25 protein-coding genes are annotated in these 24,590 nt (G+C 69.6%); 10 read left to right on the top strand and 15 right to left on the bottom strand.

All coding sequences use genetic code 11. The features are described 5' to 3' along the window. Positions 1-38: 38 nt before the first annotated feature. Positions 39-491, top strand: coding sequence for a GNAT family N-acetyltransferase (locus tag Mco01_RS19605; protein ID WP_204058352.1), 453 nt, complete (start codon positions 39-41; stop codon positions 489-491). Positions 492-512: 21 nt separating this feature from the next. On the opposite strand, the gene treS is transcribed toward Mco01_RS19605, so the two are convergent. Continuing rightward, a complete protein-coding gene (gene treS / locus Mco01_RS19600) occupies positions 513-3,116 on the bottom strand; it encodes a maltose alpha-D-glucosyltransferase (RefSeq protein WP_204058351.1) in 2,604 nt (867 codons plus the stop codon). Beyond that, the gene (locus Mco01_RS19595) at positions 3,100-3,534 is read right to left on the bottom strand and encodes a hypothetical protein (RefSeq protein ID WP_204058350.1); all 435 of its coding nucleotides are present in this window, start codon (positions 3,532-3,534) and stop codon (positions 3,100-3,102) included. Before Mco01_RS19595 ends, treS begins: the two co-directional genes overlap by 17 nt. Before the next feature lie 205 nt (positions 3,535-3,739). On the opposite strand from Mco01_RS19595, the gene Mco01_RS19590 reads away from it, so the two are divergent. Further along, positions 3,740-4,183 carry a hypothetical protein gene (locus tag Mco01_RS19590; RefSeq protein WP_204058349.1) on the top strand — a complete coding sequence of 148 codons (444 nt, stop codon included), beginning with the start codon at positions 3,740-3,742 and terminating at the stop codon, positions 4,181-4,183. A 30-nt stretch (positions 4,184-4,213) separates the two neighbouring features. Here Mco01_RS19590 and Mco01_RS19585 read toward each other — a convergent pair whose 3' ends face one another. Further along, complete coding sequence (locus Mco01_RS19585; RefSeq protein ID WP_204058348.1) at positions 4,214-4,990, bottom strand: SDR family NAD(P)-dependent oxidoreductase; 777 nt, start codon at positions 4,988-4,990, stop codon at positions 4,214-4,216. Positions 4,991-5,125: 135 nt separating this feature from the next. Between Mco01_RS19585 and Mco01_RS19580 the strand changes: the two genes are divergently transcribed. Together Mco01_RS19580 and Mco01_RS19575 are read left to right on the top strand one after the other, a co-directional pair. Beyond that, complete coding sequence (locus tag Mco01_RS19580; RefSeq protein ID WP_204058347.1) at positions 5,126-5,326, top strand: hypothetical protein; 201 nt, start codon at positions 5,126-5,128, stop codon at positions 5,324-5,326. A 97-nt stretch (positions 5,327-5,423) separates the two neighbouring features. Next, entirely contained in the window at positions 5,424-6,578 is a 1,155-nt protein-coding gene (locus Mco01_RS19575; protein ID WP_239103747.1) for an alpha-hydroxy-acid oxidizing protein, read from the top strand. Here Mco01_RS19575 and Mco01_RS19570 read toward each other — a convergent pair. Continuing rightward, positions 6,547-8,517 (bottom strand): hypothetical protein, encoded by a 1,971-nt coding sequence (locus Mco01_RS19570; protein WP_204058346.1) that lies wholly within the window; start codon positions 8,515-8,517, stop codon positions 6,547-6,549. The genes Mco01_RS19575 and Mco01_RS19570 overlap by 32 nt on opposite strands. Before the next feature lie 352 nt (positions 8,518-8,869). Between Mco01_RS19570 and Mco01_RS19565 the strand changes: the two genes are divergently transcribed. Continuing rightward, positions 8,870-9,754, top strand: a complete 885-nt coding sequence (locus Mco01_RS19565) for an ABC transporter substrate-binding protein (protein ID WP_204058345.1) — start codon at positions 8,870-8,872, stop codon at positions 9,752-9,754. Positions 9,755-9,786: 32 nt separating this feature from the next. Here the strand turns inward: Mco01_RS19565 and Mco01_RS19560 are convergent, their stop codons facing one another. After that, positions 9,787-10,239, bottom strand: coding sequence for a winged helix-turn-helix transcriptional regulator (locus tag Mco01_RS19560; protein WP_204058344.1), 453 nt, complete (start codon positions 10,237-10,239; stop codon positions 9,787-9,789). 91 nt (positions 10,240-10,330) lie between these two features. On the opposite strand from Mco01_RS19560, the gene Mco01_RS19555 reads away from it, so the two are divergent. Together Mco01_RS19555 and Mco01_RS19550 are read left to right on the top strand one after the other, a co-directional pair. Continuing rightward, positions 10,331-10,924, top strand: a complete 594-nt coding sequence (locus tag Mco01_RS19555) for a dihydrofolate reductase family protein (RefSeq protein WP_204058343.1) — start codon at positions 10,331-10,333, stop codon at positions 10,922-10,924. A 98-nt stretch (positions 10,925-11,022) separates the two neighbouring features. Then, a complete protein-coding gene (locus Mco01_RS19550) occupies positions 11,023-11,406 on the top strand; it encodes a PPOX class F420-dependent oxidoreductase (RefSeq protein ID WP_204058342.1) in 384 nt (127 codons plus the stop codon). A gap of 503 nt (positions 11,407-11,909) precedes the next feature. On the opposite strand, the gene sigJ is transcribed toward Mco01_RS19550, so the two are convergent. The 3 genes from sigJ to Mco01_RS19535 form a co-directional block, all read right to left on the bottom strand. After that, on the bottom strand, positions 11,910-12,800 hold the full coding sequence (gene sigJ, locus Mco01_RS19545) for an RNA polymerase sigma factor SigJ (RefSeq protein ID WP_239103746.1): 891 nt from the start codon (positions 12,798-12,800) through the stop codon (positions 11,910-11,912). Continuing rightward, positions 12,797-13,201, bottom strand: a complete 405-nt coding sequence (locus Mco01_RS19540) for a DoxX family protein (protein ID WP_204058341.1) — start codon at positions 13,199-13,201, stop codon at positions 12,797-12,799. Before Mco01_RS19540 ends, sigJ begins: the two co-directional genes overlap by 4 nt. Positions 13,202-13,972: 771 nt before the next feature. After that, the gene (locus Mco01_RS19535) at positions 13,973-14,446 is read right to left on the bottom strand and encodes a hypothetical protein (RefSeq protein WP_204058340.1); all 474 of its coding nucleotides are present in this window, start codon (positions 14,444-14,446) and stop codon (positions 13,973-13,975) included. A 54-nt stretch (positions 14,447-14,500) separates the two neighbouring features. Between Mco01_RS19535 and Mco01_RS19530 the strand changes: the two genes are divergently transcribed. Together Mco01_RS19530 and Mco01_RS19525 are read left to right on the top strand one after the other, a co-directional pair. Beyond that, positions 14,501-14,971, top strand: coding sequence for a hypothetical protein (locus tag Mco01_RS19530; RefSeq protein WP_204058339.1), 471 nt, complete (start codon positions 14,501-14,503; stop codon positions 14,969-14,971). A gap of 96 nt (positions 14,972-15,067) precedes the next feature. Continuing rightward, a complete protein-coding gene (locus tag Mco01_RS19525; protein WP_204058338.1) occupies positions 15,068-15,487 on the top strand; it encodes a VOC family protein in 420 nt (139 codons plus the stop codon). Positions 15,488-15,513: 26 nt separating this feature from the next. On the opposite strand, the gene Mco01_RS19520 is transcribed toward Mco01_RS19525, so the two are convergent. Continuing rightward, positions 15,514-18,357, bottom strand: coding sequence for a helix-turn-helix transcriptional regulator (locus Mco01_RS19520; RefSeq protein WP_204058337.1), 2,844 nt, complete (start codon positions 18,355-18,357; stop codon positions 15,514-15,516). Positions 18,358-18,559: 202 nt separating this feature from the next. On the opposite strand from Mco01_RS19520, the gene Mco01_RS19515 reads away from it, so the two are divergent. Next, positions 18,560-21,001: a helix-turn-helix transcriptional regulator gene (locus Mco01_RS19515; RefSeq protein WP_204058336.1), complete on the top strand. Its 2,442-nt coding sequence runs from the start codon at positions 18,560-18,562 to the stop codon at positions 20,999-21,001. A 38-nt stretch (positions 21,002-21,039) separates the two neighbouring features. Here the strand turns inward: Mco01_RS19515 and Mco01_RS19510 are convergent, their stop codons facing one another. From Mco01_RS19510 to Mco01_RS19485, 6 genes are all read right to left on the bottom strand, one after another. After that, positions 21,040-21,891 (bottom strand): alpha/beta fold hydrolase, encoded by an 852-nt coding sequence (locus Mco01_RS19510; RefSeq protein WP_204058335.1) that lies wholly within the window; start codon positions 21,889-21,891, stop codon positions 21,040-21,042. 41 nt (positions 21,892-21,932) lie between these two features. Then, positions 21,933-22,763 (bottom strand): alpha/beta fold hydrolase, encoded by an 831-nt coding sequence (locus Mco01_RS19505; RefSeq protein WP_204058334.1) that lies wholly within the window; start codon positions 22,761-22,763, stop codon positions 21,933-21,935. Between the two features lie 456 nt (positions 22,764-23,219). Then, the gene (locus tag Mco01_RS19500; protein ID WP_204058333.1) at positions 23,220-23,546 is read right to left on the bottom strand and encodes a DUF1048 domain-containing protein; all 327 of its coding nucleotides are present in this window, start codon (positions 23,544-23,546) and stop codon (positions 23,220-23,222) included. Between the two features lies 1 nt (position 23,547). Continuing rightward, positions 23,548-23,904, bottom strand: coding sequence for a DUF1048 domain-containing protein (locus Mco01_RS19495; RefSeq protein WP_204058332.1), 357 nt, complete (start codon positions 23,902-23,904; stop codon positions 23,548-23,550). Beyond that, positions 23,901-24,227, bottom strand: a complete 327-nt coding sequence (locus Mco01_RS19490) for a PadR family transcriptional regulator (RefSeq protein ID WP_204058331.1) — start codon at positions 24,225-24,227, stop codon at positions 23,901-23,903. Before Mco01_RS19490 ends, Mco01_RS19495 begins: the two co-directional genes overlap by 4 nt. 104 nt (positions 24,228-24,331) lie before the next feature. Further along, a partial coding sequence (locus tag Mco01_RS19485) for an ABC transporter permease (protein ID WP_204058330.1) occupies positions 24,332-24,590 on the bottom strand: 259 nt, incomplete at its 5' end.

Here is a 24,590-nt window from a genome sequence, read left to right as displayed (position 1 = left end):
GCGTCGGCGGCCGCGATCGTCTCTGTGAGGATGTCGGCGTGATCGTGATCAGCGTGTGCCCCCCGGACGACCCCGGCCTGCTCGCCCTCGTCGACGCCATGACGGCCGAGCTCGTCCCGCTGTACGGCCTGCCTCCCGACGCTGAGCCCGCGCCCCTGGCCCCGGACGCCCGCCACCTCCTCGCGATCGACGGCGGGAAGGCGGTCGGCTGCTGCGCGGTCCAGCCGCTGGGCCAGGGCGTGTGCGAGCTGAAGCGGATGTACGTCGACCCCGCCAAGCGGGGGAAGGGGCTGGCCGTACGGCTCCTGGAGCGGGCGGAGCGGACCGCGCTGGACCTCGAGGCGGAGCGGATGCGGCTGGAGACCGGGATCCGGCAACCGGCGGCCGTCCGCCTGTACGAGAGGGCGGGCTACCGGAGGATCCCCAGCTACCCCCCGCACGACCGCGACCCGGAGTCGCTGTGCTTCGAGAAGACCCTGCGCCCGCGCTGAGGCCGTCCGGGCGCGGCCGTGTCAGAGCGAGAGCCAGTAGTAGCCGTGGCCGGACAGCGTGAGCGGATACATGGCCTCCTCCACCCGCAGGAAGCGTCCTCCCCCCAGGAGCTCCGTCGGGATGCTGCCCAGATAGCCGCGCAGGTCGAGGCGCGCGGCCTGCGGATGCCGGGAGAAGTTGGTGACGCACAGGACGTGCGCGCCCTCGTGCACCCGGACGAACGCGAGGACGGCCGCGTTGGTCGTCGTCACCAGCCGGAACTCGCCTTCGGCGAAGGCCGGGTTGAGCCGCCGCACCTCGATGAGCCGGCGGAGGAAGCGCAGCAGCGACCTGCTGCGGCGCTGCGCCTCGACGTTGGTCGCCTGGTAGCCGTAGACGGAGTCCATGATGACCGGCAGGGCGAGGCGTTCGGGCTCGCTCGCGGAGAAGCCGGCGTTCCTGTCGGGCGTCCACTGCATGGGGGTTCGCACGCTCTGGTTCCCTGACAGCGCCAGGTTGTCTCCCATGGCGATCTCGTCGCCGTAGTAGATGAAGGGCGCGCCCGGCATCGACAGCAGCAGCGAGAAGGCCAGCTCGAGGTGCGCGCGGTCGTTGTCCAGCAGCGCCGCCAGCCGCCGGCGGATGCCCAGGGACGTCCTCATGCCGGGGCTCGGCGCGTACGCCCTGAGCAGGCGGTCGCGCGCCTCCTGGTCGATCCCGGTCAGCGACAGTTCGTTGCCGTTGCGCAGGAACAGGCCCCACTGGCAGTCGGGCCGGAGCGGCGGGGCCTGCCGCAGCACCTCCGACAGAGGCGTGTGGTTCTCCTGGCTCATTGCCAGCAGCAGACGGGGAACGAGGGAGTCGTACTGGACGACGTGGCATTCCCTGCCCTCGTCCGGCCCGCCGAAGTAGCCGGCCGCTCCCCGGGGCTCCGAGCCGACCTCCGTTATCAGGATGCGGCCCGGATAGACCTTGTCGATCTCCTCGCGGATCCGCCGGATGTAGTCGTGGGTCTCGCTGAGGCCTTCTCCGTCGCCCTCGCGCTCGTACAGGAAGGGCGCCGCGACCAGGCGGAAGCCGTCGACGCCGAGCTCCAGCCAGTAGCGGACGACCTTGAGCATGCTCTCCTGGACGGCCGGGTTGTCGAAGTTGAGGTCCGGGCTGTGCGGCTGGAAACGGTGCCAGTAGTACTGCCGGCGTCTCGGGTCGTAGCGCCACTGAGCGGAGGCCGTCTCGCTCGCCGGGAGGTTCAGGTCGTCGCTTTCCGCCGTGTCCCGCCAGACGTAGAAGTCGGCGTACGGCCCCTCACGGCCGGCCCGCGACTCCTGGAACCACCGGTGGTGGTCGCTGGTGTGGTTCACCACGAGGTCGAGGACCACGCGCATGCGCCGCCGATGGGCCTCGTCGACGAGTTCGACGAGGTCGCCGATGGTCCCCAGGCCTGGGTGGATCGCGGTGAAGTCGCTGACGTCGTACCCGTCGTCCCTGAGCGGAGAGTCGAAGATCGAGGACAGGACCAGGCAGTCGACGCCGGTCCACTGCAGGTAGTCCAGTCTGCGGGTGAGCCCGCGCAGGTCGCCGACCCCGTCGCCGTCGCCGTCCGCGAACGACCGGACGCGGATCTCGTAGAACACGGCCTTGCGGTACCAGTAGGGGTCGGCCGACGCCGTGCTGACCGGTTCGAGGCTTGCCGCGACGCTCCGCCCGGCGAGCGCACGCCGGGAGGCGAGCCGGACCTGTTCGTCCTGGTCGGCGCGGAGGGCGACCAGGGCGGCCTCGGCCGCCGCCGTCTCGACGCCGCCCCCCTCGGTCAGCAGCGCGACGAGCTCGTCGACGACGGCCAGCCGCGCCCGCGGGTTCGGGCTGTTGACCAGGTTGGCGACCTCCTGCGGGAGCCCGCTCGTCCTGCGGGGTGAGCGGGACAGCCAGAAGTCGCCCGTCACCGTTCCGGCCATCTTGGGCGTCTGCTCGTGGCCGCTCGTCCTGACCTTCTCCACCGCGTGGTCGAAGGCCTCGCGGACGCTGGTCCAGCCGTTGCCGTCGAAGTCGGCCGCGCCCGACGCGATGCCGTCGAAGAAGGCGGCGCCGAACACCGACGGCTTGGGCCCGGCCGGGCCCGGCGCGCCCTCGTGCGCGAGCTGGACGGCGCTGGTGGAGACGATGACCACCCGCTCGACGTCTCCCCGCGGGCGGATGCTCGCGAGGAAGCGCCCGGCGTAGCAGCAGTCGAGCACCACGACGACCCTGCCGGCCGGGCACCCGTGCAGGCAGTCGGCGAGCCACTCGGCGGAGATCGCGGTCAGCGGCGCGCGCCGGGGATCGGAGTCGGCCATGACGAGGAAATAGCGATTGTGCTCGTCGACGAATCCGTGGCCGGAGAAATAGGCGAAAAGGAAGTCGTCCGGATCCGCGTTGGCGAAGAACTCGTAGATGCTTACTTCGGCTTCCGCCCGGGAGGGATCCAGGAGAAGCCGCACCGAATCGAAGCCGCCGAGATCCTCGTCGGTGAGCACCCGCTCCATCGCTTTCGCGTCCTCGACGGGCGAGGCGAGGGCGGGAAAGGCGGGATCGCGATAACGGCCGACCGCGACCGCTATCGCACGACGGGCGCCGTGCCTCCCGCGCAGGTCATTCTCGGGCGTCATCGGCGCCGTTGTTCTCCTGTGCCCGGCGGGGCTCGGTGCGGATCATGATGCGTTCGGCGAGCTGGAGACTGGTCTTATCGTCGTAGCCGACGATGGCGGCCTGGAACCTGCCGTCCTCGTGCTCCTCGATGCTCACCTTCTTCTTGTCGTGCCTGCGCAGCCAGTCGCGGATGATGGAGGCCACCGGCCGCACGCCGTAGGCGTACAGCAGGATCACCATGGCCCCGTCGGCGATCACGGCGCCGACCCGGGTGCCCGGCGGCGGCTCCTTCGTCACCCGCTGCACGCGGACCACCCCGTTGGCCTCGCGCAACTCCGCGGCGAGTTGCTGGAGGCTCTCGTCGAGCCGTTCCTTCTCGCCGGGGTCGTCGCTCATCACCCATATCGTGATCGGCTGCGCCTGCTCGGGGGAACTCATGGCAGAAGTTTGCCCGAAGCCTCCGTCAAAACCCAGATCTTTGCGCGTTCCGTGCGGATCTCCGGCCTCTGGGATGAAGCCGGGCCTCGTGAAATGGACGACGCGCCCGCGTGATGGGCTCCCCTCGGGCGTGCGTCCCATAAACGCAGCACCTGAAATGCCGTTTACGGTGAACCGCCGGGCGTCGCGGTGCAAGGTGGAGGGCATGAGGATCTCGCGGATCGCGCTGCCGCCGCCGGCGGCCCTGCCCGTCCTGGCCGTTCTGCCCCTGCTGGCCGTCCTGACGGTCATGGCTCCCGCCGGGGCGGCGGCCGCGCCCAGGAAGCCGCTCGTCGCGTTGCGGGAGGAGGGCGGCTTCGCCGGGCTCGACAACCGCGTGACCGTCTACACCGACGGCTGCGCCGCCCTGAGCCGCCGTACCGGCCCGACCGTCCGCACCTGCCTGACCGCCGCGGAGTGGCGCGGCCTGCGCGGCTCGCTGAAGCACCTGCGCCTCGGCCGTTCCGAGGCCCGGCCGCCGGGGGCCGACTTCATCCGGTACGGCCTGTCCTACAAGGGCCACCGGGCCGTCCGCTACACCCTGCCCGCGACCTGGAAGCCCGTGGTGAGCAGACTCGAGAAGATCCTCGTCACGCATCCGGCCCGCTGACTCCCGCATGGCCGACGGGCCGTCGCCCGGTCACGGCGTCCATCTGCCGCCGGCGACGTCGATCGTGAGGCCCGTCAGCCAGGAGGACGCGTCGGAGGCGAGGAAGGCCGTCACCTCGGCCACATCGAGCGGGGTTCCGAGACGGCCGAGCGGATGTTCGGCGAGCACCCGATTCCTGAACTCCTCCGGCATCCGCCCCTCGAGACGATCCGTCATGATCGTCGACGGGGCGACGCAGTTGACCCGGATGCCGTACGGGCCGAGCTCGTGCGCCAGTTGCCGCGTCAGCGCGACGACCCCGGCCTTGGCCGCCGTGTAGGCCGCCGAGGCGGGGGTCGGCGTGCGGGCGGCGAGCGACGACATCGTGATGACGGAGCCGCGGCCGCGCTCCCGCATGCCGGGCAGGAAGCTCTTGACGACGAGGAACGCCGAGGTCAGGTTGGCGTCCAGGGTGGCATGCCATTCCTCCTCGCTCGTCTCGTCGATCGGTCGCGGCCGCCCGGTGCCGCCCCCGGCGAAGATCGCCAGTACGTCGACCGGGCCCAGCTGCCGTTCCGTCTCCATCCGCATCGCCTCGGCGGCCGCGAAGTCGGTGGTGTCCGCGGCCAGGCCGATCGCCGTACCCTCGACGCTCTTCACGACGGCGTCGACGGCGCCGGAGTCCCGCCCGTTGACCACCACCCCCATGCCCTGCGCGGCCAGGACCCGGGCGGTCTCACTCCCGATGCCGCCGGATCCGCCGGTGACCACAGCGACCTTGCCCAGAAGGTCCGGATAGCGCATCGTCATGCCCGCCTCCCTGTCCATGTCCTCCACGATCTCCGGCAGGGGGCTCGCGCGGATCCCCCGCAGGGCCGGTTCTGCCGTACGCCATCGGGAGACCCCGGCGGGGGCGGCGCTACTCCGCGCGCGGTACGTCCGCACCTGGCGGGGAGCGATGCCTTGACCGACGAGCGGCGGGCGGCCAAGGATCGGCTCATGGCGGCCTCCCCACGCCCGATCCCGCCCCGGTGGGTCTCCCTGCTGCGGCTGGTCGTGGTGACGCTCGTCCTGGGCGCCGCGATCGGCGCCGGCGTCTGGTGGGCGCTGGCGCTGCTGTGGCACGCCATCTGGGGTGAGGGCCCGATGTGGCTTCCCGGTTAGCGCCGGCGTCCCTGTCACGCCGGGCCTTTCCGCGTACGTGGCCGTCGCTTGGCCGCGGGACTCGGTGGCGCATCGCCCGAGCGGGTACTGCGCACGTGTGAGTTTCGCGGAGTACCAGAATGAGCTGTACGCCCAGGGGCAGACCGGCCATCAGCCGCAGTACCCGATGACGTTCGCGGAGCTGGAGGAGAGGGCGTCGGCCGCGATGCCGCCGAAGGTCTGGGGGTATGTGGCCGGCGGCGCCGGCGACGAGCACACCCAGCGGGCCAACTGCGAGGCGTTCAGGCGGTGGGGCCTGTATCCGCGCATGCTCGTCGCTCCGGCCACGCGCGACATGTCGATCGAGCTGTTCGGGATGACGCTGCCCGCGCCGGTGTTCATGGCGCCCATCGGGGTGATCGGGGTGTGCGCCCAGGACGGACACGGCGACCTCGCGTGCGCGCGGGCCTCCGTCCGTACGGGCGTCCCGTTCTTCGCGGGGACCCTGTCGGCCGATCCGATGGAGGACGTGGCCGCGGCGCTCGGCGGCACTCCCGCCTTCTTCCAGCTCTACACGCCGTCCGACCGCGACCTGGCCGCGAGCCTGGTGCACCGCGCCGAGGCGGCGGGTTTCAGGGGCATCGCCGTCACCCTCGACACCTGGGTCACCGGCTGGCGGCCGCGGGACCTGCGCGGCTCGAACTACCCGCAGGTGCCGAGCGGATGCCTCAGCAACTACACCAGCGACCCCGTGTTCCGCCGGGGACTGCGACCCGGCGAGGACGCCACCGAGGCGGCCGTGCGCGAGCTGCCCATCTTCGGAGGACCGTTCAGGTGGGACGACCTCGACTGGCTGAGGTCGCAGACCAGGCTGCCGCTGATGCTCAAGGGCATCTGCCACCCCGACGACGTCCGCCGCGCCAAGGACCACGGCGCCGACGCCATCTACTGCTCCAACCACGGCGGACGGCAGGCCAACGGGGGACTGCCCACCTTGGAGTGCCTGCCGGACGTGATCGAGGCCGCCGACGGGCTGCCGGTCCTGTTCGACTCGGGTGTGCGCAGCGGGGCCGACGTCATCAAGGCGCTGGCGATGGGCGCCACCGCGGTGGGCGTCGGCCGCCCGTACGCGTACGGGCTGGCGTTGGGCGGGGTGGAGGGCGTCGTGCACGTGCTGCGCTCCATGCTGGCCGAAGCGGAGCTCATCATGGCGGTCGACGGGTACCCCGCTCTCAAGGACCTCACGCCTGAGGCGCTGCGCCTCGTGGGCTGACCAGTGCCCCCGGTTCGTGTGGATGCACGACATGTCCCGTGGCCAGCAGCCAGAGCGCCAGACCCCACAGAACGGCGAAGAACAGCAGGAGGAGCACCTTCCTCCGCCTCGTGGCGTGGCCGCTCAACGTCGAGGACTCCCGGACGAGAAGCAGCGACACAGCGAAGGTCGTCGGCAACAGGAGCAGGGACAGGAACTGCCCGGGAATGTCCCGCCGCACCACGAGTGGAGGCCACCATGACGGCGGCCACCACCAGACGGCCGGCGCCGGCCACGACCACGACAGGTCCACGAGCCGGAGGAGGGTGAGCAGCGCCGCCGCCGTTCCCGCGATGACCAGCCAGTGTGCCCGGCGGATGAAGTGCGCGGGCCGGAGCGGGCATTTGACCCAGACGCGCTCGGGGCGTCTCCTGCTGCCGGAGTAGGCCGAGAACAGCTCGTCGGTGTTGTAGAGATGGTCGACGACCGCGCGTTCTGTGAGGTTGCGGCTTTCCCCGTGGAGTTCGCACTTGCCGAGCTCGACGCTGGTGTCGGTGACCCTGATGTTGAGGTGGCTCGACACGGCGTCCTTGAACATCACCCACTCCCAGGCGGTGGAGCTGCTGAACCACGGTTTCTGCAGCTCCCGTCCGCCCTTGCGCGGGTGCGAGAAGTAGATCGCCCGCCGATCGGACATCGTGATGATGAACGAGTCGTCGAGGGGCACGACACACTCCGCGAACAGCTCCCAGCGACGTCCGTACCCCGCGTAGGTGGCGACGAGCCTGCGGGCCGCGGCACGCGCTCCGGGGTCGGCGGTGCACGCTCTCCGGTCGGCGGCACGCGTTCCGCGGCAGGCGCCACGCGCTCCGGGGTCGGCGGTGCGCGCTCTCCGGTCGGCGCCACGCGCTTCGCCGTCGGCGGTGCGCGCCGAGGGCCTCTCGCCGGGGGGCGACGCGGAGACGTGCGGCTCCTCACATCGTGGCTGCCGGGGTCTCGCCCGCAGCCGCCGTTCGACGAGGCTCCACTGGGCGCGCCTGCGTGACCAGAAGGTGGTCGTCTCGATGTCCGCCGCCTTCCGCACCGCCTCGTCCAGCACCGTGCGAAGGTTTTCGAGCAGGACGTTCACCTCGTCTTCCAGGCTCCGGCACTTCTCCTCGAAGGTCTTGCCCGGATCCGCGGCGGTCTTCACCGCACGTGACAGGCCGCCGTGCTTGACGAAACTCGGCAATGCGATGAGCGGATTCTCCGCGACGCTCTCATTGTGCGGCGCGACCTCCGTCCTGACGATCCTGCGAATGTCCGCCGCCTTTCCGCACCAGGTCCGGTACATGTCGTACGTCAGGTACCAGTGCAGTTCGCAGTCCTTGAGGCCGTCCAACAGGTATCTGTACAGCCGCGGCCACTCGGTGAAGAAGTACGCGCACGCGTTCCCGAGCTTGTGCCGGTATTTTCTGATCCGTCGTTGGCCGTATTTCCCGGTCCGGGCGAGGAAGCCTATCCACGGGCCCGGGGCGAGCCCGAACATCTCCGCGAGGAACTCCCGCAGCTCTCCGAGCTCCGCCTCCGCGTCGCGCCCCTCGGACGTACGGCCCGGCGCGACGCCCGCCTCCTCGACGAGATGAAGGATGTACTCGGCCTGCAGCTCACCGGCCAGACCGCCGGAAACGCGGTACACCGGTGTCCCGGCGACGGTGATCGAGAGATCGATCAGCGGGATCTTGGGCAGAAGGGTAATCGGGAGCACCAGTCGCACCGAATCGTCGCCGGTCACCCCGAAATCGGCCAGCACGGCTTTCAGCGGCTTCACGTCGATTTCCCGCTCCCGCTCGGACCACAGAGCGCTGGACAGCTCTATGTGCTCGATCGAGCGCTGACGCCACTCGCCGGGGTTGTCCATCAGGAAGAAGAGCACGCGTTTGTAAATGTCCTCGTTCTCGTCCAACGTCAGATCCAGCATCGGGCTCGACCTCCCGGCGGCTCTCCGCGCTCTCGAGCGCTCTCGGCGGAAAGCCGAATGCGGGCCGGCGACATCGTTGATGTCTTCCCTGCCCGTCCGCGTCAACGCCCGCCCATGGGGGCCGTACGAATGGTGCGGGCAAAATCTTGACAAGGCTCGGGGAAAGAGGTGTTCCGCCACCCCGGGATCGAGATCGACGCGACGGGCGCACGGGGGCCTCCCGTCGGTCGTGGTGCGAAGGCCGTCGATCAGGGGCCGGCGGGATGCGCCGGGCGGCGTTGAGCTGCGGTTTCCTATCCTGCTGCTGTGCCCAGGCGGATGGACTGACGTAGCCCCGGAGGGAGTCCTCGCAGTGCACATCATCGACCTGACCTTCGTCGGGCGGGGAATCCACGAGGAACTGGTCGCCTATGTCGCCGACCAGCAGAACTACTACGAGCAGGAGGGGGTCCACGTCGCCCTGCGCGACGGATGCGCCTGGGACGGCGAACGGGTCCGGCGGACCGCCACGATCGGCCTGGCCCGGGCGGTGCTGTCGCGCATCACCGACGGCGTCCCGTGGACGGTCCTGTGCGTGAACACCCACCGCCCGCTGTTCTGGCTGCTCGCCCGGGACGTCTACGCGTCGGTCGAGGAGCTGAGGGGCCGAAGGATCGGCATCCACCCGCCGGGGACCGCACCCGGGTGCCTCTCCCGGATCGTGCTCAGGAAACACGGGCTCGATCCGGACCGTGACGTCCGGCCGGTCGTCATGACACCCGGCGACTACGGCCGCCACCTCCGCCGGCTCGCCGAGGGCTCCCTGGACGCGGCCTTCGTCGGCAGCACCCTGGCCCCCGAGGTCACGGTCCGGGAGAACGGGCTGCGGCTGATGGCCTTCGTCGGGGACCACTTCAGGACGCCCACCGTGGGGATCGCCGTGGACCCCACCCACACACCGGTGGACGACCCGGCGGTCCAGGCCCTCGTACGGGCCAACCGCCGGGCCCTGCGCACCATCCGCGACGAGCCGGATCTCGCTGTGCGGTACGTCAACGCCCTCATACCGAGCCTCAGCGAGACGGAGGCCCGCCGGCACTACGAGCGCTACGTCGCACCGTACTTCACCATCGACGGTCGCCATGATCCGCGCGTCGCGGCTTCGGCGTTGTCGAGTCTGGCGGAGGAACTGGGCGTGTCCACGGTGCCCGACGCGGCCGACATCTACCGGACGGAACCGGCCGAGGGTCCGTCGTAGCGCCGATCCCGTGTGGGTCTGGGCGGGTTTGGTCAGACGGCCGCGCCGGGGCCTGGCAGCGGGTCGACGTCGCCCGCGTGCATCGGCTCACCGCAGTGGGCGCAGCGCAGGTCGACATGACTGATCTCCCCGCACGCGTGATGGCGGTAGAGCACGGGCGGCCCGGCCTCTCCCGCGAGCCACCGGTCCCCCCAGGCGGCCATGACCATGAGCAGGTCGACCAGCTCGGTGCCCTTGGCCGTCAGGTGGTACTCGTAGCGCGGCCGCTGGTCGTAGGGGCGGCGCTCGAGCACGCCCTGGTCCACGAGGTGGCTGAGCCGCTCGGTCAGCACCTTGCGCGAGATCCCGAGGTCGGCCTGGAGCTGGTCGAACCGGCGCATGCCGACCCACACGTCACGCAGGATCAGCGGTGACCACGGCTCCCCGATCACGTCGAGGGTGCGCGCGATCGAGCAGGCCATCTCCCCGAACTTCGTGCGTTGCATGAGAGCAGTCTAGCAATTGGGGTTCCCTCAGGGAACTCCGACTGTTATGGTCACAGAGTCTCTTCAAGGAACCCCAAAAGGAGTCGGCACGATGAGCAAGGTCTTCAGCGCCCTCGCGGTGTCGGTGGACGGATACATCACCGGGCGCGACCCGGGCGCCGGGCGTGGCCTGGGCGACGGAACGACGCTGTTCGACTGGTACTTCGACGGCGACACGCCCAGCCGGGTGTCCGGCGGATTCAGGCTGAGCGGCCCCAGTGCCCGAGTCTTCGACACCCTCGCCGCCCGGGTGGGCGCGGTCGTGGCAGGGCGCAACACATACGAGGACTCCGACCGTTTCGCAGGCGGCAGCCCGCACCCGGCGGCCCCGCTGTTCGTCGTCAGCCATCGTCCGGCGCCCGAGATCAGCGCGACGCAGACCCTGATCACCACCGGCATCGAGGACGCGATCTCCGCGGCACGCGAGGCCGCGGGGGGCAAGGACGTCGCCCTCATGGGCGGCGGCGTGGTGACGTCCGCGCTGCACGCGGGCCTCGTCGACGAGGTGGTCCTCCACCAGGTGCCCGTTCTGCTGGGCGGCGGTCGCAGGTTCTTCCAGGAGCTCCCGAAGCACGTGCGCCTCCGTCTGCTGGAGGCCGTCCCGGCCCCCGGCGTGACCCACCTCCACTACGAGGTGGCCCGGTGACCCTCGTCACCGGAGGGCTGGGCATGATCGGCGCCCACACCACCCGCATGGACCTCGGAGTACCGCCCGCTGACACCCCCCGCTGAAGGAGTACACCCATGCTCGACCCCGCCGTACGCCGCGTCCTCGACGGCACGTCGATCGCGCACCTCGCCACCGTCCTCCCGGACGGCTCGCCCCACTCGGCTCCCGTCTACATCGGCACCCTGGGCGACCGGATCGTGTTCTTCACCGGCCCGGATGTGCGCAAAGCTCGCAACCTGCGCCGCGACCCCCGGCTGGCGCTGTCCATCGCGCCCGTGGACAACCCGTTCGAGCCCGTTGTCGTCCGCGGGAAGGCCGTCGAATGGATCGAGGGCGACGCGGCCTGGGAGATCATCGACCAGCTCGCCATGAAGTACGCCGGTGTGCCCTACCCCCGAGGGCAGGAGCGGATCGTGATCGTGATCGAGCCCGAGCGCCAGACCGTCGGCGTCGGCTGAACAGCCCCGAGCGGCGCGGCCGGAACGGTATGGGGTTGGGCGTGACGATGCCCGCCTGTCCACGGCGATCGATTGGCTGCGTTCCTGGGCTACGCAGGTAGCCGCAGGTGACATCCCTGCGCGACCGGGCACACCGCCACCGACCTGATCAGGTCGTACCTCACCTATCTATAGACCGGCGACGATGAGCAGCTCTTGACGATCACCCGGAGCCGGAGCGCTCCCGCCGGAGGCCTGCTCGTAACTCAGGTCTGCTGTGGTGTTCAGAGAGACATCCAGCAGTACAGGTGATGTTCGTGCTGCCTGGCTCGCACCGCCAGGTCACGCAACTCGTGAAGTACCTCGCTGAGTTCCGCCGGGTCTGCGTTGCCCCAGAACTCCTCTGTCTGCGACCAGGGGTGTGCCACGGCTCGGATCTGGTCATCGCCGGCGATGGCGAGTGCCGTGGTGAATTCGGGGGGTGGCGGCCTTGCGACGCGGGCCGCTGCTCGGGTCTCCGGACCTCATCCCGCGGCGTGGCCGGGGACGGATCCGAGCTTGTCGGGATTGCTGACCACGTAGATGTTGCGTACCTGCTCCCCGCCGGCATCAAGGTCGAGCACCATCACCGCGAGGGGTGCGCCCTCTGTGAAGATCAGCACCGAGGGGTCGCCGTTGACGTGGTGGTACCGGACGTCCACGCCGCCGCGTGCGTTGGCCGCGACCAACCGGGCGACCTTGTCGCGGCCGCGGATCGGACGCGGTCCACCCGCCGCCGATTTGCCTCCGCCGTCGGGCCACAGGACGACGTCGGGCGCGAGCATCTCCATCAGCGCGGGCAGGTCGCCGCCGAACGCCGCCTCGACGAAGCGCTCCGTCACCTCCCGGTGCGTACGCCGGTCGACCCGGGCGCGCGGGCGCCGCGCCTGTACGTGTTCGCGTGCCCGGTGGGCGATCTGCCGGATCGCGGCCGGGCTGCGGTCCAGCATGGCGGCGATCTCGGTGTGCTGGTAGGCGAACACCTCGTGCAGGACGAACACGGCCCGCTCCAGCGGGGTGAGCGTCTCCAGGACCACCAGCAGCGCGATCGACACCGACTCCGCCCGTACGGCGGGCTCCGCGGCGTCGGGGTCGGCGACCAGCGGTTCCGGCAGCCACGGGCCGAGGTAGGTCTCCTTGCGCCGGCGCAACGCGCTCTGGTGGGCGAGGGCCTGATTGACGGCGACGCGCACCAGGTACGCACGGGGGTTGCCGATGCCGGCCACATCTCGTGCCGCCCACGCCAGCCAGGTCTCCTGAAGCACGTCCTCGGTGTCGCCGACGGTGCCGAGCATGTTGTAGACGATGGAGAACAACAACTCGCGGTGGCCGGCGAACACCTCGGAGGCGTCGGCGGCGGGGGTTTCACACATCATGCGACTCCTTGCCGGTACGGATACTCGCGCAGCACGAGGGCGGGATCGAGCGCCAGTGTGGCGACCGCCAGGCCGAGGAACACGATCGCCAGGTAGAACTGGGGTGAGAAGTCGCCGACGCGCAGATGGGTGTAGAGGGCGCAGACGAAGTAGAAGACGAGGCCCGCGGCGGCGGCGGTCCCGAGGAGGGGCACGCCGAGCAGCCCCAGCGTGAGTCCCAGCGCGCCCAGGGCCTTCAGCGCGCCGATCGGCCAAACCAGCCACGATTCGGGCACGCCGGCTCGGGCGAGCGCGGGACCGAGGGTACGCATGATCGGCGCGAACCGGGTCATGGCCGCGAATCCGGAGAACGTGTTGAAGGCGATGGTCACCAGAGCGGTGACGACATAGGCGGTCGGCATCGAGGGCTCAACCGCGGAGACGAGCCGCTGGACGACGGCTCGCTCGCTGTACGCGTACGGGAACGGGAACGGGAACGGGAACGGTCATGCCTCCTAAGAGAACCTTCGGAGAGGAAGTGTGACGTCCCGGCCGGAACACGGACAGCGAGCCAGAAGGGCGGCGAGGAAGCCACGCTCCGCGCCGTGACATGCGGGTCCACACTCGTCGAAACCGGCTCGCCCCGTTTGTGTCGTATCCAGCTGACCGACGGGCAGGCCACGCCAACACCCGTGTAGAGGGTCGTGAAGCTGAGCGGGAAGCGACGCCGTAGGCGCCCTCGGTCTCGGAGTCGAGCACTACCCCGAGATAGTGGCGTTGTCGGTCACTGAGAAGGGCCCGGGCCGGGGACCGTACGTCCGGGTGGTGGAGCGGTCGGCGGCGGTGGGATACCTGGTGAAAGACGGTCGATGAGCTGATGAAGTCTTAGGAGCACACCCGAGGCCATAAAGCCCAAGCCGATGAGACCGATCCCAAGCCCCTGAAATCCGTGCGGAAGGCGGGGAAGGGCGCAGGCACTACCTCCTCCATAAAGTACGAGTGCCCATCCGATGAACAGCAGGGTATTGGACGCTCCGCGGCCGCCTTCGGGGCGGAATGATGGGGTCGGATGTTAATCCGGTGAACCAGATTTGGGTCAAGAGGGCTCGGCGTTGGCGCGAGCTGATGGCGGCCGGAACCGATCCCCAGCCCGCTCGCCCGGACGGCGTCCCGCGGTGCCACCCCCGTGATTTCTATGAGTTCGATTCGGCAAGTTGCGCTCCGTAACGCCGAAGGGTCTTGTCGGTTGAGCGGTTGGCGGGACGCAAGCTGCGGTTGCGGGTCAATCGCTTGATACGGACGGAGCGCAGAGTCCCAAATGGGATTTCGTATGTCTTGTCGCGGACCGATACGACGATACGCCCCTCGTGGAGTTCGACGAGGTGGGCCGCATGGCGACGTGCTGCGATACGCGGCATCGAGTGTGAGGTGTAGGTCAGGCTGAGCGGGATCGCCATTCTGAGGTCTAGCGGCACACCAAACAGCCTGATCAAGCCGGCAGCGGCAAGCATGGTGACGGGGGGCGTCACCAGTTCCCAGAACAGTTGCCTTCGAGTTGGACGAAGCCGGTACACCAACTGATTGGACGCGAGGACATTTTCGCTTGAACTCGAGTCCAGTCGCGTCCGGCCGTGTTCGGCGACGTAGCCGTCAGTCGCCGTCAGCACGTCGGGCGCGCGTCCTGCCGGGAAATGTCATCGGCTGGGGTTACTGTCGCTGCCATGCCGGTACCTGAGCTGATCCCCATCTCGTACGAGCCCGACTACCACACCGACACCATCGGCGCTCACGCTGGAGGCTTGTTCTTCGGAGGGGTGTGCAGGGGATGGCCGGTCGGGGTTCACGAAGAGGTGGGCGAGTGGCCCTGGCGTGATGAGAATGGTGAGCCGATGCCGGGGCCATGGTTCGCGATCCTTCACCTGTTCGACCGCGATGGCCGGCACCTCGGCTCTGAGATCAGTCCGTTCGTGGACGGTGCCGAGGCAGAACAGGCGTTGCAACGGATGCTGGCCCGCTTGCAGGACGTCGAGTACCGGGACATCGCCGTTCGTCTCTTCCGCGTCGACGCCCACGACTGCATCTTCGGTCTCGTAGACGAGACGGACAAAGCCGAAGACGGCGACGGCCACGTCGAGTACTACCCCAACCACATCGGGTTCTACGAGCCCTGGGATGGCTCCTACGACACCTGACGCCAGCGGAGCGAAAGGCGCTCGGGGGAGTCGGAACCGTGTCAGACTCAACGGGCGCGATCAGGGCGCCTTCCCCGACAAAAGGCAGGAAACCCGATGGCAGCCGACGCCCACCCTCCCGTGATTTCGCTGATGCTCGCCGTGCCTGACGCCTCAGCCGCGGCGCGATGGTACGCCCAGGCGCTCGGGGCCGACGAGCTGTGGAACCTTGGCGGCGTGGTGGGACTTACCGTCGAGGGCGCCCCGTTCTTTCTCGGTGAACCTGCGAACAACAAATGGGACACCCCTGCCGTCCTTGGCTCCAGAACGGTACGCGTCGAGGTCTTCGTGGATGATCCCGACAGCTTCATCGAGCGCGCCGTCGCGGCGGGAGCGGACGGCGGTGTCGACGAGATCCGCGATCACGAGGCGCCATGGGGCGTTCACCGCCAGGGCGGCTTCATCGACCCGTTCGGCCATCTGTGGCTTGTCGGCGACAGATCCCCGCTCAGGAGACACGACATCCGGAAGGGCTGACTTGTGATCCAGCTCCTCCACGGCGGTTACCCGGCGTCGGAGCCAAGGACGTCCCGGATCTGGTGGCGGGCGGTGACCCCGAGGAGGGGGAAGGACCGGTAGAGGTGGGAGCCGACGGTCCGGGGCGAGAGACTGAGCCGTTCGGCGATCTCGCGGTTGGTCAGTCCCTGGGCGGCGAGGCGGACGATCTCGCGTTGTTGCGGGGTGAGCTGCGCCAGGCCGTCTGACGTGGCGGCTCCGGGGAGGGTGACTCCGGAGGCGCGGAGCTCGGTTTCGGCCCGTTGGGCGTAGGGCTTCGCTCCGATGCGCCGGAACACCTCCACGGCTGAGATCAGCAGAGGTTTGGCCTCGTTGATCCGCCGCCGTCGCCGCAGCCATTCGGCGTAGTCCAGCCGCAGGGAAGCTCGTTCGAAAGGCCACTGCTCACCCGCGGGGTCGGCGAGCGCGCGGGTGTAGTGCTCTTCGGCCTGGTCGCGCCCGGACAACAACGCGCGCGTGTGCGCGACCAACTGCTCGAGACGTGGCGACATGTCCCCGTCCACCTGGCTCACCGCGTGTTCCGCGATCGCTCTGCACTCGTCGACCTGGTCCGTACGGACCGCGGCGGAGGCGAAGTCCACGAGCGCGAAATATGAGGCGTGGTAGTGGAGCGGGACGCCGTCGTCGCCGAGGGCCTGGCGGAGGATGGTGCAGGCCGCCTCGAAGCGTCCCTCGACCAGAGCGATCAGCCCCGTCACCCGGCGTTCTCGCGCCGCGATGAACGGGACGTCGGCCGGGTCCACGGCGGCGACCGCCGTGGCGACGAGGTCGCGCGCGCGGAGCGTGTCGCCGCGAAGGGCCGCCAGCGTGGCGGCGGTGAGGCTGACCCCCGCGGTGACGATCTCCATCCCGTAGGCCGCGGCCAGTTCGGACGCCTCCGCACACGCGTCCAGTGCCTCGTCCCATCGGGCGGTGTCGAGGCAGGCCCAGGCGAGCCCCATCATCATGGCGCCGCTGGCCCCCTGGATACCGGACTTGTGGAGCCTCTCGCGCGCCTCCGAGAGCCCCATGACCATGGTGCCGCCGGCACCCTGGATGCCGAGTTTGCGGAGCCTCTCACGCGCCACCCGGAGAATGCGCACCGCCAGATCCGACTCGTCGAGCACCCAGGCAGCCGGGCCTGCCGTCGACAGGCCGAGGATGTCGAGCTCGCGCTCGGTGATCCGGCGAATGTCGGCCAAGGCCGCCGCCCGTCCCTGGTAGGGGCTGGTCGCCGTGTGCGTGAACAGCCTGACGGCGTCCGCCCAGTCCGGGGCACCGGGGTGGATCGCGGCCTCCCGCGGGGAGAGCCGGTCCACCACCTGACGCACCGCGGTCCGTCCGGCGGGCGCTCCCAAGTGGTAGGCGACGCTCGCCGCCGGCCCCAGGGTGCTCCAGGCTATGAGCGGGGCCCACGCCGCCGTCCCCTCGCCGAGCGTGACGAGCGTTCTGAGCGCCTCGGCCTGATGTTTGGTCCAGGCAAGCGCCCACCCGATCGCCCGGTTCGCCTGCGCCCTCAACGTGGGGTCGGACGTGGCGGCCGATGCCCGGGTCGCGAGGTCACGCACCCATGTGGCCTGTCCCGTGGTTGTGGCGTAGTCGGCCGCGATGACGAGCCGTCGTGACCGGTCCTCGGGGTCCGGACTGAGCTCCGCCGCCCGTTCCATGGCTAGGGCGGCGGACACGCAGCCGCCGCGTCGCAGAGCCTCGGCCGCTGTCTCCTCCAGGAGCAAGGCCACACTCTCGTCGGGATGGAGTGTCGCCCTCGCCAGATGCCAGGCCCGGCGATCCGGCTGCCGTGTCAGGACGCCGGCCAGCCGGCGATGGGCGTCCGCGCGATCGGCGAACGACGCGGCGTGGTAGACGGCCGAGCGCACCAGAGGGTGTGAGAAGGCCACTCCGGCGGCGCTCACCGTGATCAGGCCGGCGTCCTCGGCGGGTTGCCAGATCTGCGCCTCCAGGCCGGGAAGGCCGGCGCCGGCCGCCTCCGGCAGCTCGGACGGGCCGGCCGCCGCGGCGATCAACAAGGCCGTACGGCAGGCCTGCGGCAGGGCGCTCACCCGTTCACCGAACAGACGCTCCAGGCGCTCACTCAGCGGAAGCGGGTCTTCGAGCCGGTATCCGCCCCATGTTCTGTCCGTCGCGATCGCCCTGCTCAGCTCGACCAAGGCCATCGGGTTGCCCTGCGCCTGGGCGAGGACGGTCGACCGAGCCAGGCCGCGAGGGGGGTGCGGCTGCGCGTCGAGCAACCGGTTGGCGTCTGTTTCGGTGAGCGGCTCCAGCCGCAAATGGGCGACGTCGTGGCCGAACGGCGATGGCGGTGTCTGTTCCCGGGTGCTCACCACCATCACGATCCGCTCGTTCCTCAGGCGTCTCCCGACGAAGGCGAGAACCTCGCGTGAGTTGTAGTCGAGCCACTGGGCGTCGTCGACGACGAGGAGCAGCGGGGACCGCTCCGCGACCTTGATGAGCAACGTCACAGTCGCTATGCCGATCAACAGGCGGTCGGGAGCCGTGAACTCCTGCGCCAGGCCGAAGGCGGCCAGCAGCGCGTTCCGATGAGGTGGCGTCAGGTCGGCCACGGGGGAGCCGGACGAGCTGAGGATCGGGTTCAGCAGTTGGTGGAGTCCGGCGAACGCGAGCTGGGTCTCGGACTGGTCGCCCACGACCGACAGGACGTTCACCTTCTTCTCCCGGGCCTGTTCGACGAACCGCGACAGGAGGCTGGTCTTGCCGATGCCTGCTTCGCCGAGGAGCGCCAGCGCCTGGCTCGATGGCGAGTCGAGCAGGCCGATGAGCCGGTGAAGTTCGGTATCCCGGCCGATGAGCAGCGACGACGTGCGTACGGACATGCTGGCTGGGCTTTCCGTTCGGGTCTGCGGACAGGACAAATTGGACTGTAACCCGGCACGGGAGGGGGGCCTGGCCGGGGGTGCAGTCATGCTTCGGATACCGCTCGCGGACCCCGCTCGGGAGACTGGTCAGGCCACGCAGCCTGGTCCTGTGAAAGGAGCGGATGTCCGTCCATGAGCACCCGAACTCAGCGAGGCAGCCTTGCTCCTGGGTCGTGAGGAGGAACGCGCGCAGGTGGAGGGCCTGCTCACGGCCGCCCGTGAAGGGGCCGGCGGCGCCCTCGTGCTCAGGGGGCAGGCGGGGATCGGGAAGACGGCGCTCCTTGACCACGCCGTACGGGAGGCGCGCGGCGCCCGGGTGGTGCGGGTCGCGGGCATCGAATCGGAGACGGAGATCGGCTTCGCGGCACTGCACCAGCTCCTGCTGCCCTTCCTCGGCCGCCTGCCGGACCTGCCGCCCCCGCAACGATCGGCCCTGGCCGCTGTCTTCGGCCTTCGTCAGAGCGAGGAGCCCGAGCGCTTCCTCGTCGGGCTGGGCGCACTGAGCTTGCTGGCCGACGCCGCCGGGGAGCCCCTGCTGTGCGTCGTCGACGACGCGCAGTGGCTCGATCAGGAGTCGGCGCAGGTGCTGGCGTTCGTGGCACGCCGTCTCCAGACCGAGCGTCTCACCATGCTGTTCGCGGTCCGCGAGCCCACCACCCGGATCCTGCCGCTGACCGGGCTTCCCGACCGCGAGGTCCGGGGGCTCGCGCCGCACGCGGCGGCCGAACTGCTGGCCTCGGCGACGCCCGGCAGGCCGGACGACCGGATCAGCGAGAGAATCGTCGCCGAGACAGGCGGCAACCCGCTGGCCCTCATCGAGCTCGCCCATGAGCTGGATCCCGGGCACCTGACCGGTGCGGCCCGGTTGCCTGACCCGCTTCCGATCGGCCAGAGGCTCGGGGCGCGGTTCGTCCGCGAGATCCGCGACCTGCCGGCGAGCACGCAGACGATGTTGCTGACGGTCGCCGCCGAGCAGACGGGCGACCCCGCGGTGTTGTGGCGCGCCGGGGCCGAGCTCGGCTTCGGGTGGGACGCGGGCGCGGTCGCGGAGGCGCGACAGCTCCTGGAGCCGGGCACACGGGTGAGGTTCCGTCACCCGCTGATCCGCTCGGCGGTCTATTACGGCGCGTCCAGTGGTGAGCGTCAGAGGGTCCACCAGGTGCTCGCGGCCGTCATCGATCCCGACCGGGACCCCGACCGGCGCGCCTGGCATCTCGCCGAGGCGGCCACGGGGCCGGACGAGGTGCTGGCCGTGGCGCTTGAGGACGCCGCCGGCACGGCCAGGTCACGCGACGGGTGCGACGCCGAGGTCATCATTCGGATGCGCGCGGCCGAGCTGACCCCCGAGCCCGCTCGCCGGGCAGGGCGCCTGGTCGCCGCCGCGCAGGCGGCTCTGACCGCCGGCGCCTTCTCCCAGGCGGGGTCACTGGTCGACTCGGCCGAGTCGGCCCTGGTGGATCCGCTCACACGCGCGCTCGCGGCGGAGATACGCGGCAAGATCCAGATGCGGGCGGACGGCTCGGCGGCCCGGCTTCCCGAGCTGTTGCTGACGACCGCGCGCGCCTACGAGCACGTCGACGTACGGCGTCGCCGGGAAAAACTCCTTGAGGCCATGGACATGGTCTTCACGGTCCGGCAGGGCGCTCTCCAGGTCACTTCGCTCGAGATCGCGAAGGAGGCGCTCACGCTCGCGCCGCCGCCGGAGGGTGAGGCGACGCCCGACGACCTGTTGCTGGAAGGCTGTGCCACGCTCATCGCGATCGGCTACGCCGAGGCCGTGCCCGTGCTCCATGCCGCCCTGGCCGCCCTGCCCGATCACGCGGACCAGCGGGCGCCCGGCACGCTCGCGGTCGCGGCCGCGCAGGCCGTGTGGGATGACCGCTTCGCCGACGAGTCCGCCGACGAGCGGGTCCCGTTGGTCGCGGGCCCTTCCGAGGCGCTCGGGCGTGGCCGTTACCGCGACGCGTTCGAGGCGGCCCGGCACCTGTGCGAGCTGGACATGGTGAATCTGGCTCATCAGCGCCTGCCCGACCTCATCGAAGCCGGTGTCCGGTGCGGTGAGCGCGACCAGGCGCAGTCGGCGTTGTCGCGTCTCAGGGCGAGGGCCGAGGTGGCCGGCACTCCCTGGGCGCTCGGGCTGCTCGCGAGGTCGGAGGCGCTCTTGGCGGAGCCGGCCGACGCGGAGCGTTTCTACCTGCTGGCGGTGGAGCACCTGGAGCGCACGCGCATGACGGCCGATCTGGCCCGCGCGTACCTGCTCTACGGCGAGTGGCTGCGCCGGCACAGGCGCAGGAACGACGCCCGCGCGCGGCTGAGCATGGCCTACGACATGTTCGTAGGGATGGGCGCGGCGGCGTTCGCGGATCGATGCCGGATCGAGCTGGTCGCGGCCGGCACGCGCCGCGGCGCGTCCGCGAACGCGTCCGATGACCTCACGCCGCAGGAGAGGCAGATCGCCACACTGGCGGCCGGCCGCGCGACGAACCAGGAGATCGCCGCGCAGCTGTTCATCAGCCCGAGCACCGTCGACTACCACCTCAAGAAGGTGTTCAGGAAGCTCGGAGTCACCTCGCGCCGCCAGCTCAAGCTGAGGAAGTCGTGAGGGGGGCGGTGCGGTCGAGTGCCCGCACCGCCCGGCGCTCAGCCCTCGGTGGAGGCCGCCTTCTCGATGAAGCTCGTGACGGTGCCAGGCTGGGAGATGATGCCCAGGTGGGAGGCGTTGAACTTCTGGGTGCGTGCGCCGGCGTGCTTGGCCATGGCGACCTGCTGCGCCTCCGGGATGATCTTGTCTTTGGTGCCGATCAGGTCCCATGAGGGGATGGTCTCCCAGGCCGGAGTCCCGGAGGGCTCGCCGAGTGCGATGAGGGACGTGGGGGGCTGGGAGGCCGCGAGCTGGGCGCCGGTCGCGGGGGACAGGTCGCCGGCGAAGCCCCGGACGAACACGTCCGGCAGTACGTACGTGTCGTACACGCCCTTCGGTGCGCCCGGGTAGTTCACGAGCGTGAAGACCGATGTCGGGCTGGTGACCGCCGGTGCGAGCGCGGAGTCCTTGCCGCTGAGGTCGGCGACGGTCTGGGTCGCGTCCGGGAGGTAGGCGTCGATGTAGACCAGGGCCTTGACGTTGGCGTTGCCCGTCGCGGCGTTGGTGATGACGGCGCCGCCGTACGAGTGGCCGACGAGCACGATCGGCCCGTCGATGCCCGCCAGGTAGTCGCGCAGGTAATCGGCGTCGCTGGACAGGCCCCGCAGCGGGTTGGGTGCGACGGCGACGGTGTAGCCGTCGTGCTGGAGGCGGCTGACCTCGCCGGACCAGCTCGATCCGTCGGCCCAGGCGCCGTGGACGAGGACGATCGTGGGTTTCGCCGCGCGGTGGGTGGCCGTGGTCGTGGCGGTCGCAGCGGTCGCCGACGTCAGTCCGAGGGGAAGCAGGACCGCTGTGGCCGCCGCCGCGGCCGTGACGGCCGTGGCGTAGCGGATCCGGTGCACGAGCATGGACTTGCCTTTCTTCAATGCGGTGTGAGGATGAGACGTGATCAGGCGAGGAAGTCGAGCAGGGCCGTGTTCACCTGGTCGGCGTGGGTCCACGCGATCGCGTGGGGCCCGCCTTCGATCACGATGTATTCGAGGCCGTCGACGAGCTCGCGCAGCCGCTCGCCGGCGACCTCCTTGGGCAGGATCCGGTCCTGGTCACCTGTGATCACCAGGATCGGCACGTCGAGCTTGGCCACGTCGGGCCTGAAGTCGGTCAGCCAGGTCGGGATGCACGCCACCGCGGCGATCGGCGAGCCCGCGACCGCGATGTTCCAGCTCGACTGGAACTCCTGCTCGCTGACGAGGGTGCCGCCGTAGACGTCGTAGTTGTAGAAGTTCTGGAGGAACTGCTTCAGCCACAGTGGCCGGTCGGCCTTGGCCGTCTCGATGAAACCGTCGAACAGGCCCTGCGGAGCGCCCTCGGGGTTGTCGTCGGTCTGCAGCAGGAAGGGCGGGATCGGCGAGACCAGTACGGCCTTGCGCACGCGGGCACTGCCGTAGACGCCCAAGTAGTGGGTCACGTCGCCCGTGCCCATCGAGTGGCCGACGAGCACGGCGTGGTGCAGGTCCAGCTTCTCCATCAGGGCGTTCAGGTCGGCGGCGAAGGTGTCGTAGTCGTAGCCGGTGGCCGGCTGGCTCGAGTTCCCCCAGCCCCGGCGGTCATAGGTGATCACACGGTGCCCGGCGCTGATCAGCGCGGAAACCTGCTTCTCCCACGCCTTCCCGCTCAACGGGTAACCGTGGCTCAGTACCACGGGTGTCCCCGCGCCGTGGTCCTCGTAATAGATGTCGATCGGTAGTGAGTTCTCCGTGCCTACGTTCACGTAGGGCATGGTGGTTCTCCATCTCACGCGGCTTCGGATTCGTCCGCGGCAGACGCTAAACCTGAGCACTGATGCCGGGAATCATGTGAACCTCATAGTCCGGCTGCGACCCCACGCACCAGACGGCGCCTACGCTCGCGAACAAACACCCGATCTGGGCGACGTGCACGTGCGAACGCCTGTGATCAGCCGCATGGGATGGCTACGTGTTTCACGGGATGTCGAGGTGCTTCGCCCGCCACGGGGCCGAGGTGATGTCCCGCCGGCACGTCGACGACTGGCCGGAACGTGATCGTCCATCCTTCACGCCGGCCTGCTGCTTGGTGTAGGCCACGGCGTGGACCTTGAGACCGGCGGGGTCGACTGATGCCCGGGGGTGAGGTCAGGGCTGTCGGGCAGCGTGTACTGGCACGACAACGACATCCCAGTGGTCAAGGCGTCCGCCGGTGTTTTGGGGTGAAAGGGTTACTGCTCGGCCGTACCGGGTTTCCCGCTGATGGACTCCTGATAGACGTCCGAGTAGGTACGCGAGTCCTTGATCAGGTCGTCGCAGAAGGCGGCGACGTCGTTGCCGATGAGTTCCAGGACTCCCTTGCCTGCGGCGACGCCCTCCTCGAAGAAGTCGACGATCCCCGAGAGCAGGGACCCGTCAGCCAGTCCGACCGGCCCGACCTTGAAGAAGTACCGCTGAATCTCCTTGTAGACGATCTGGTAGTCCGACGGAAGCGCCTTGAACCGCGCCATGTGCGCCCGCCACTGCTTCTTGCCCTCGATGATGTCGTGAATGCCCACCTCAGCCTCCCAACCGGCCCAGTTTCCGAGCGACGTTCCTGTTCAGCTGCTCGCGCCACCGGTCGCGATAGGTCCGAGCCCCTTGCCCGCCGGCCAGTGCCGCGCAGAAGCCGGGGATGTCGTCACCCAGCACCTCGTGAATGCTCTGCCCATCGGACGCCGTCTCTTCGAGCAGCCCCAGAGCACCATCGAGAATCGGCATCAGGTTGCGGCCGGTGAAGTCCCCATAGGGAAAGAGGTGGGCGATGATCTGTCCCCACGCCGCCCGGTAGTCGCCCGGCAACGCCTCGGCACGGGCTTCGAACGCCTTCCAATCCCTGGTGAGATCGCTGCCGGTAATGGTCTCCCAGAAGTTCATCTCCCGCCCTCCTTGAGCTTGTCGATCCGCGATGTGATGTACTCCCATTTCGCCCAGAATGTCGCGAGTTCTTTGCGCCCCGCGTCGTTCAGGGCGTAGAACTTGCGCGGCGGGCCCTGTTCGGACGGTCGTTTCGTCACCTGGACGAGCCCGTTCTTCTCCAGCCGCAGCAGGATGGTGTAAACCGTCCCCTCGACGACGTCGGCGAAGCCGAGTTCGTTCAGCCGACGCGTGATGGCATACCCGTAGGTCTCCTCGCTGCCGATGATTTCGAGCACGCAACCCTCGAGCGTGCCCTTCAGCATCTCCGTCAGGTTGTCCACAATGAGTCCTCTTCCATTCCCCTTAGTACTCAGTGGCACCAGGTACTGTTATACGGTAGCGAGTCGAGGAAGCGCTGTTCTCTACAGGGCGACCGTGCTGCTCCCTAGGAGATCTTGCGGCGGTAGGTGTTCATGGCGAAGACGTAGGCGACGATGAGGATGCCGATGCACCAGGCGAGGGCGATCCAGATGTCGGTGCCGACCGGCTGCTGTGCGAACAGGTTGCGGATGGCGTTGACGATCGAGGTCACGGGCTGGTTGTCGGCGAACACCCGCACCACGGTGGGCATGGTTGCGGTGGGCACGAACGCCGAGCTGAGGAACGGCAGGAAGATGAGCGGGTAGGAGAACGCGCTCGCGCCC

Origin of the sequence: Microbispora corallina, assembly GCF_016863035.1 — a bacterium.
GTDB lineage: Bacteria > Actinomycetota > Actinomycetes > Streptosporangiales > Streptosporangiaceae > Microbispora > Microbispora corallina.
Note: the sequence above shows the minus strand (reverse complement) of the source record. Positions and strands in the feature narration are given on the sequence as shown.